Origin of the sequence: Mesorhizobium sp. M7A.F.Ca.CA.002.09.1.1 (genome assembly GCF_003998555.1) — a bacterium.
In the GTDB taxonomy this organism is placed as follows: Bacteria; Pseudomonadota; Alphaproteobacteria; order Rhizobiales; family Rhizobiaceae; genus Mesorhizobium; species Mesorhizobium ciceri.
In genome coordinates this window covers 1-8,646 of the sequence record NZ_RZRR01000138.1, presented here as the reverse complement: position 1 = coordinate 8,646, position 8,646 = coordinate 1, and the positions used below count along the sequence as shown (strand labels likewise).

The 8,646-nt window shown below is 63.7% G+C and carries 6 protein-coding genes and 1 pseudogene; 3 read left to right on the top strand and 4 right to left on the bottom strand.

What is annotated here, in order from left to right:
- Nucleotides 1-911: rhodanese-related sulfurtransferase (locus EN994_RS08880; protein WP_127307487.1), on the bottom strand; the 911-nt coding region annotated here is incomplete at its 3' end.
- Between the two features lie 311 nt (nucleotides 912-1,222).
- Here EN994_RS08880 and EN994_RS08875 point away from each other — a divergent pair.
- Nucleotides 1,223-1,861 (top strand): 2-dehydro-3-deoxy-phosphogluconate aldolase, encoded by a 639-nt coding sequence (locus EN994_RS08875; RefSeq protein WP_027161408.1) that lies wholly within the window; start codon nucleotides 1,223-1,225, stop codon nucleotides 1,859-1,861.
- A gap of 87 nt (nucleotides 1,862-1,948) precedes the next feature.
- On the opposite strand, the gene EN994_RS08870 is transcribed toward EN994_RS08875, so the two are convergent.
- The 3 genes from EN994_RS08870 to EN994_RS08860 form a co-directional block, all read right to left on the bottom strand.
- Complete coding sequence (locus tag EN994_RS08870; RefSeq protein ID WP_013529739.1) at nucleotides 1,949-2,140, bottom strand: hypothetical protein; 192 nt, start codon at nucleotides 2,138-2,140, stop codon at nucleotides 1,949-1,951.
- A gap of 176 nt (nucleotides 2,141-2,316) precedes the next feature.
- Complete coding sequence (locus tag EN994_RS08865; RefSeq protein WP_024502725.1) at nucleotides 2,317-4,143, bottom strand: DUF882 domain-containing protein; 1,827 nt, start codon at nucleotides 4,141-4,143, stop codon at nucleotides 2,317-2,319.
- Nucleotides 4,144-4,552: 409 nt separating this feature from the next.
- Nucleotides 4,553-6,088 carry a sigma-54 dependent transcriptional regulator gene (locus EN994_RS08860; RefSeq protein WP_063168940.1) on the bottom strand — a complete coding sequence of 512 codons (1,536 nt, stop codon included), beginning with the start codon at nucleotides 6,086-6,088 and terminating at the stop codon, nucleotides 4,553-4,555.
- A 175-nt stretch (nucleotides 6,089-6,263) separates the two neighbouring features.
- Here EN994_RS08860 and EN994_RS08855 point away from each other — a divergent pair, with 175 nt between their 5' ends.
- Nucleotides 6,264-8,096 (top strand): M3 family oligoendopeptidase, encoded by a 1,833-nt coding sequence (locus tag EN994_RS08855; RefSeq protein ID WP_063168941.1) that lies wholly within the window; start codon nucleotides 6,264-6,266, stop codon nucleotides 8,094-8,096.
- 361 nt (nucleotides 8,097-8,457) lie between these two features.
- Nucleotides 8,458-8,646: pseudogene (locus tag EN994_RS08850) on the top strand (phosphoethanolamine transferase CptA); the annotation flags it as partial.

Sequence of the window (8,646 nt, the reverse complement as noted above, 5' to 3'; positions counted from 1 at the left end):
ATATGCGGCCCCCTGCCCCGCGCCTGCGCAAGCTCGACCTGGCGCTGGCGCTCGGCATAACGCTGGCGGTCCTCGTCCGAACGCGCATCGAAGCAATGCGGGCACGAAATACCGGCAGCGAATTTGGGCGACGTCAGCTCGCCCGGCGTCAGCGGGTGGCGGCAGGCGCGGCACAGTTCCGCGTCGCCCTCGGCAAGGCCGTGCGACACCGAAACCCGCTCGTCGAAGACGAAGCACTCGCCTTGCCAGAGGCTCTGTTCGGCCGGAACCTCCTCGAGGTATTTGAGGATACCGCCCTTGAGATGGAAGACATCCTCGAAGCCGAGCGATTTGACATAGGCGGTTGCCTTTTCGCAGCGTATGCCGCCGGTGCAGAACATCGCAACCTTGCGGCCTTCGAGCTCCGCCCGGTGCGTTTCCACCCAGGCCGGGAACTCGCGAAAGCTTGCGGTGGCCGGGTCGATCGCACCCTTGAACGTGCCGATCGACACCTCATAGGCGTTGCGCGTGTCGATGATGACAGTGCCGGGCTGCGAAATCAGAGCGTTCCAGTCGGCCGGCGCGACGTAGGTGCCGGCACTTTTCGAAGGATCGATGTCATCGACACCCATGGTGACGATCTCGCGCTTCAGCCGCACCTTCATGCGATGGAACGGCATGTCCGCGGCCGCGCTGTACTTGACCTCGAGTCCGGCAAGCCCTTCGATGGCTTCGAGATACGCGATCAGTTCGGCAATTGCCGTCTCGCTGCCGGCGACGGTGCCGTTGATGCCTTCATGCGCCAGCAGCAGCGTGCCCTTTATGCCGCGCCCGCAGCAGAATGCGGCGAGCGGCGCGCGCAGTTCTTCGAAAGCGTCGAGCCGGGCAAACCGGTAGAGCGCGGCGACGCGAAGGAGTGGAAGTGATGTCATCGCCGAAGCCACTAGACGCTCGAGCAAGCCGATTCAAGGCAAAGCAGGCATCCTGTTCGGCGGGTCACTGGCGCAAATCTGCACCATGGGTGAATTTGTACCATAGCTGAGATCAGGGAGTCAAGAAAAAATTCCTATCCTGAAAAGCCACCGGGACCAAAGCTGTCGGCACCATCGAGCCGGCAGCCACCCTTGTCAACTTGGGCTTGGCGAGTATGGGCGACGCGTGACATCGCGACACGGCCGGTTTCGTGGACAGGAAAACGGCCTTCTGCTAATCGGTTGAATTGTCCCACGCCACGGAGAGACACATGCCCAGCAAGACCGAAAAACTTCTGTCGCTCCTCAACGGCCAGCCCGTCATCCCGGTGCTGAAGATCTCCGATGTCGCCAATGCCGTGCCGCTGGCCCGCGCTCTGGCGCGCGGCGGCCTGCCTGCGATCGAGATCACGCTGAGGACCGCCGACGCGCTGGAAGCGATCCGGCGGGTCGCTGGTGAAGTCGAGGAAGCCATCGTCGGCGCCGGCACCATTCTTGATGCCAGGCAGTTCGAAGAGGCGGCCGCCGCGGGCTCGCGCTTCATCGTCAGCCCCGGCATCACCCGCGAGCTTCTGTCGGCAGCCGCCGCCAGCGATGTTCCGCTGCTGCCCGGTGCGATCACCCCCGGCGAGATCATGGCCGCGCGCGAAGCCGGCTTGCGCTTCCTGAAATTCTTCCCGGCCGAGCAGTCGGGCGGCATCGCTTCGCTGAAGGCCTTCGCCTCGCCGCTCGCCGATGTGAAATTCTGCCCGACCGGCGGCATCTCGGCCAAGAACGCGGCTGACTATCTAAGCCTGCCCAACGTGGTCTGCGTCGGCGGTTCCTGGGTGGCGCCCGACGACCTCGTCAAGGCCGGCAAATGGGACGAGATCGAAGGCTTGGCGCGCGCGGCGAGCAAGCTCACAAAATAAGGCTTTCATGGCGGCATGGAAAAACCCGGCCGACTTGCGTCGACCGGGCTTCCGCCGGATGTTTTTTCCAGGCCTGCCTTGGCCGGATCAGTTGCAGACCCTGACTTCCCTGACCACCCTATGATGATGCTTCCAGGTCGTGACAACCTTGGTCCGGCAGTGCTTCTTCATGTGCATGTGATCGTGGGTCTTGACGACAATGGTTTCGGCCTGCGTAGGGGCGATGGCCGCCGAAGCGGTTGCCAACGCGATGACCGATGCCAGTAGAATCTTCTTCATGGGTATCCCCGGGTTTGAACGAACGAGGGAGAAACCGTTGACGGCCCGAGGCGTTCCACGATCACGGCAATGTCAGGCCGGTGTGATCGGAAGCCGGCGGGCCGCGCGACCGGATCCGGCCACGCAGCAAAAAGCCGCGCTGGTTGCCCGGCGCGGCTTTGTCGGTTGATTTGCCGTCATTTGGTCTGGAAGCGGGCTACCGACATGAACTTGACGGCGTTGCCGGTGAAGCGATTGGCATCGGCCACCTGGCTGCTCGGCTGGAAGCCAGCGGTGTAGACCTCGCTCGGCGGCGTGTGCACGATGCTGTAGGCGTAACCCGGCGCCGTCGTCGCGCTTGAAACGGTGGCGACCTGCTCGCCGCTGGTCAAGGCCCAACGGGCGGCCTGCGGTGCGGCTGCAACCACCATGGCCTTGGGGCCTGGCTTCAGGTCGCGGGCGGTGGCTCTCGATTCCTTGCGGGTCGTCTTGACGCCGGCGCCGATCGCGGCGGCCGGATCGGAACCGACTGGGCGGGCCACGACAGCATCGCGCGGCGATGCGGTGTTGGTGCCCGGATCGTTGAACGCCGAACGCGGCTCGGACCCGGACAAGGAAGCAAGCTGGTAATCGGCCGCACCGACCTGGGCATTGGCCTCGTCGAGCACGGCCTTGACCGCGTCCGGCCTGGCCATCTCGGGCCGCGCCGTCGGCAGCACCGAGAACGCATCGGTCGCGGTCTTGCCTTGGTCGGCCGTCTCGGCCAGCGCCATCAGCACATCCTTGCTGGGCGGCGCAGCCAGAGCGGCCGGCAGCGAATTGTCGGGACGCCATGTCGGCAACGGTATGTTGTTGACCGCGACCTGGGTCGCATCAGCCGAAGCCGTTGCATCGGCCATGCCGAAAGGAACGCTCGCCGGCGCATGCGCGGTCGCCACGGCCTGCTCGGTGGTGGCTGTCGCCTCCGCCATCGCGAAGGGAACATTCTCAGGCTGCTGCGCGCCGACATCGGCTTTCGGCCGCGGTGCGAAATCCGGCAGCGGAATGCTTCGGGCCGGCAATGCCGCGATGATCGTCTCCGGCGTGTCCTGTTCAGGCTCCGGAGCCTGCTGTTCGGTCACCTGCGGAATCTCGGCGCGCCGCGCATTCTCCGGCGCCACGATGGCGATGCCCGGGAGGTTGCTGGTCTTGGCCGCCGCTGCCGGCTTCAGGTTTCTCGCCTTGGGCGGGGGGGCGGCCGAAGCGGTCTCGACATCGGCGCTGTCGTCGGCCTCGTCGTCGCCGCCGCCACCGAAGAAAGCCGACAGGAATCCACCCGATTTCTTGCTGCTGCCGCCGGCACTGGCCATCTCGATGGCCGGCGAGCCCGATCCCTTGCGCGCCTTGTAGGAGGCGAGCGCCTGCTCAAAGCCGGGCAGCGGCCTGCCGTCGCTCGGCACATGCAGCGTCTTGCCATTGGGGAACAGGGAGACCAGTTCCTGCCGGCTGATACCGGGCCAATGGCGCACATTGCCGACATCCATGTGGACGAACGGCGAACCCGATGACGGATAGTAGCCGACGCCGCCGCCCTGCATCTTGAGGCCGATGTTGCGCAGCTTCTTCAGCGGCACGCCGGGAATATAGAAATCCATCGCCTTGCCGAGCATGTGCTGGCTCTTCTCGGCCACGCCCCTGCTGCGGCTGCGCAGCATCGAGTTCGTCGACGGCGAGCGATAGCCGCAGACGACCTGGATATAGTCCGTGGCACCTGCTTCCCGATACGCCTCCCAGACGAGATCCAGCAGGCGCGGATCCATCTTGGTTGGCTCGTTGCGACGCCAGTCGCGCAAAATGATGTTGATCTTGCGGAGACCCTCGGGAACGTAGCGGCCGTTGCGCTTGTAGACGATCTCGGCCTTCTCATGGGTGTGGAGATGATAAAGCTTCAGCGACCGTGTTTCGGCGCTGGCTCCGCTCGCAGCCGCGGCAACAAAACCAAAAGCGACAACCAACACTGCCAGCCACTTCGGCCAGACGCTCAAATGATGGTGCCGCCTGTTTGTGTGTCGTTCGATTCTGTTCAAATCAAAAGGCCTTGCAGGCTGCCGTTTGTCCCCGGATTTGTCCAAACGGATGTGGCATTAGCACACCCGAATATCGATCCTAATGGTTAATCATCGCTTATTGAAGCCGAAATGCGGTAACACCGTGGCGATATCCCGTCAAAAATTGTTCACAAGGTTTCTTGGTAAACCGCTGGTTTAGATCGGATTTTCGCCTTCGCCCCAAACACGATCTGTTACCGTTAGCCTTAATGCGTGAACAGAGCTGTCCACGAGACAGCCACAATGCCGCCGAAACGGCGATACAAGGCCCGTTGTGGCATTGCAAGCTGGCGCCGGCCTTGTGGCAAAGCCGGAAGCCGGGCCAAAGCTCAGCCCGGCATCGCCCTTAGGAGGCTAGTCGATCGACGCGGCCTGTCTCCGGATCGATGCCGTGTTCCTTGAGCTTGCGATAGAGCGTCGAGCGGCCGATGCCGAGTCGGCGGGCGACTTCGCTCATCTGTCCGTTGTAGTGATCGATGGCAAGCTTGATCATCTCGAGTTCGACATCGGCAAGTGCCCGCACATTGCCGCGCTCGTCGAGCGCCCGCAACGTGCCGAAGCGAGGCTGCAGCCTTGCCGGCGGATCGAACGCGATTGCCGGGCCGCCCTCGCCGGGCAAGGCTTCGTCATCGCGCGCCTGCAAAGGCAAGGACGGCGACGGCGCGTCGCCATCCATATCGAGGTTGACGGTGCCTTCCACTTGCGCCCGGATCTGCGGGAAGTCCTCCGCGGTTAACATATAGCCTTCGCAAAGCACCGAGGCGCGAAAGACGGCGTTTTCGAGCTGCCGGATGTTTCCGGGCCAGTCATAGGCCTGCAGCACCGCGAGCGCTGCCGCCGAAATACCTTGCAGGCGACGGTGCGGGTCGGCCGGCGCGACCTTCTCCATGAAATGGGTGACCAGATATGGGATGTCGTCGCGGCGGTCGCGCAGCGGCGGCACGAAGATCGGATAGACGTTCAGCCGGTAGAACAGATCCTCGCGGAACTTGCCGTCCTTGACCTGCTGCAGGAGGTTGCGGTGCGTCGCCGAAATCAGCCTGATGTCGACCCTGACGGTCGAGCGCCCACCGACCGGGTCGACCTCGCCGTCCTGGACCGCACGCAACAGCTTGACCTGCACGTCGAGCGGCAGGTCGCCGATCTCGTCGAGAAACAGCGTGCCCGAATGCGCTTCGACGAACTTGCCGGTGTGCTTGTCGGTGGCCCCGGTGAACGAGCCCTTCTCGTGACCGAACAGGATCGATTCGACCAGATTGTCTGGAATGGCGCCGCAATTGACGGTGACGAAGGGCTTCGTGCGGCGGTCGCCACTGCCCTGGATGGCGCGCGCCACCAGTTCCTTGCCGACGCCGGACTCGCCCTCGATCAGGATCGGAATGTTGGATGCCGCCGCTTTCTGGCCAAGACGGATCACCCTGTCCATGGCCGGGCTGTGCGTGATCATGTCCTTGAAGGTCAGGAGGCCGCCGCGCCGGCGCGATGTGCGCTTGACCTCGCCCTCGACGGCCTCGACCTTGAGCGCATTGCCGATCGATGCCTGCAGCCTGTCGGGAGACGCCGGCTTGACGACGAAATCGAAGGCGCCATGACGCATCGCCGAAACCACGGTCTCGATTCCGCCCTGCGCGGTTTGCACGATCGCCGGCACGTTGATGTCGCGCTCGCGCATCGCCTTCAGCACGCCGATACCGTCGAGACCGGGCATGACCAGATCGAGGATGACCACCGACACCTCGCGGGCGCCGGGTCCATCGAGGATGTCGAGAGCGGCCGCGCCGCCGTCGACCACGATTGCGCTGTAGCCGAACCGCGTCACCGCCGCTTCGAGCAGCCGGCGTTGCACCGGATCGTCATCGACTATGAGTATGGAACCTGTCATGACTGGTGTGACTGCCCGCCCGAGGAATTCTGCCCTGTGGACCATCTTGGCACAGGGTTCTAAATAAGGTTTCAAAAAACCCGGTGAATGAATTCCTTAGGATTTGACCGGCTTCTCGTTTCTCCTTGAACCTTGGCCACGGAAGGTGTCGGCAATGCATAGGGATTCTGGGCACATGGTTTCCGCACGGCGGCTGGCGGCGCCGGCGTCGGGTCAAGGCGCGGCCGAGCTGGGCGACCTGCCGGAATGGAACCTTGCCGACCTCTATGCCGGCATGGACGCGCCGGAGCTGAAGCGCGACATCGCCAAGGCCGCCACCGATGCGACCAGTTTCGAGAGCCGCTGGAAGGGTACGCTGGCCGCCGAAGCCGAGCGCGGCGGCGCCGGCAGGCTGGGCGAGGCGCTTGTCGCCTACGAGGCGCTGGAGGAACTGATCGGCCGCATCGTCTCCTATGCGGGACTGGTTTATGCCGGAAACACCGCCGATCCCCAGCGCGCCAAGCTCTATGGCGACATCCAGGAGAAGATGACCGACGCCAGCGCGCACCTTCTGTTCTTCGCGCTCGAACTCAACCTGATCGACGATGCGTCGATCGAAGGCGCGCTCGCCGGCGATCCCGCCTTCGGCCACTATCGGCCATGGGTGCTCGATCTGCGCAAGGACAAGCCTTACCAGCTCGAGGACCGCGTCGAGCAGCTCTTCCACGAAAAGTCGATCACCGGACGCGGCGCCTGGAACCGCCTGTTCGACGAGACGATGACCGACCTTCGCTTCCACATCGACGGCGAGGAACTGACGTTGGAGCCGGCGCTGAACCGTCTGCAGGACGCCGACGGCGAGGTGCGCCGCCGGGCGTCCGAGGCGCTGGCCACGACCTTCCGCAAGAACTTGCGCACCTTCACGCTGATCACCAACACGCTGGCCAAGGACAAGGAGATATCCGACCGCTGGCGTGGCTTCGAGGACATCGCCGATTCACGCCATCTGGCCAACCGCGTCGAGCGCAGTGTGGTGGACGCCTTGGCCTCCGCCGTTCGCGATGCCTATCCGCGCCTCTCGCACCGCTACTACGCGATGAAGGCACGCTGGCTGGGCATGGAGGTGATGAACCATTGGGACCGCAACGCGCCGTTGCCGGATACGCCCCAGGCGATCATCGGCTGGGACGAGGCCAGGAACACCGTGCTGTCCGCCTATCAGCGCTTTTCGCCCGACATGGCCGAGATCGCGCGAACCTTCTTCGACCGCAACTGGATCGACGCGCCGGTGCGGCCCGGCAAGTCGCCTGGCGCCTTCGCGCATCCGACCGTACCGTCGGCGCATCCCTATGTCCTGCTCAACTACATGGGCAAGCCGCGCGATGTGATGACGCTGGCGCACGAGCTTGGCCATGGCGTGCATCAGGTGCTGGCCGGCGGCCAGGGTGCGCTGATGGCCTCGACGCCGCTGACGCTGGCCGAGACGGCATCGGTCTTCGGCGAGATGCTGACCTTCCGCTCGCTGCTCGACCAGACCACCGACCGGCGCGAGCGCAAGGCCATGCTCGCCCAGAAGGTCGAGGACATGATCAACACGGTCGTGCGCCAGATCGCCTTCTATGAATTCGAGCGCAAGGTGCATGCCGAACGCAAGAACGGCGAACTGACCTCCGACAGGCTCGGTCAGTTCTGGCTCGAAGTGCAGGCCGAAAGTCTGGGTCCCGCCATCAAGCTGCGCGAAGGCTACGAGGTGTTCTGGACCTACATCCCGCACTTCATCCATTCGCCCTTTTATGTCTATGCCTATGCTTTCGGCGACTGCCTGGTGAACTCGCTTTACGCGGTCTACCAGAACGCCGAGCGCGGCTTTCAGGACAAGTATTTCGAAATGCTGCGCGCCGGCGGCACCAAACATCATTCCGAGCTTCTGGCGCCCTTCGGGCTCGACGCCACCGATCCCGCCTTCTGGCAGATCGGACTTGGCGTCATCGGTGGCCTGATCGACGAGCTGGAAGCGCTCGACACTTGAAATGCGCCCCCAGGCGTCGCTCTAACAGTTTAGCCGGAATGCATGTTGGGACAGCTCTACTATCGCCCTAAATATCTGTTCTTGAAGTACTCTCCACCGAAGTTTTCCGATAGCTTTCCACAAGCTCTATGATAGCCTTCGCTCCAAGCTCAGCCGGAGCGCATGCGGATCGGCGAGGAGAAATCTCAGCCGGCCGTGGCGCTCAGGCGAACGCGACAACGGCCGTTGGCCATGGGCAAGCAAAGCCGATCGCCGACAGCTCGAACCGAAGCCGGCTGTTCTGCTTACCGCGGAACCACCAAGAGTAGTCCTTCGCCGAAGATCATGACCCACGGCAGACGGATCTGACTGGAGAGAGACAATGGGCACTTTTTTCTACGTGGTCCTGGCGTTCCTGATAGGCGTATTGGTCGGCTGGTTCCTTTGGGGGCGCCTGCGCGGTGAACTCGACAGCTTGCGCGGCGATCTCGACCGTACACGCAGCGAACGCGACAGGCTGCGCACCGACAGCGACCGCCTGACCGGCGAACTCGATGCATGCGGCAAGACC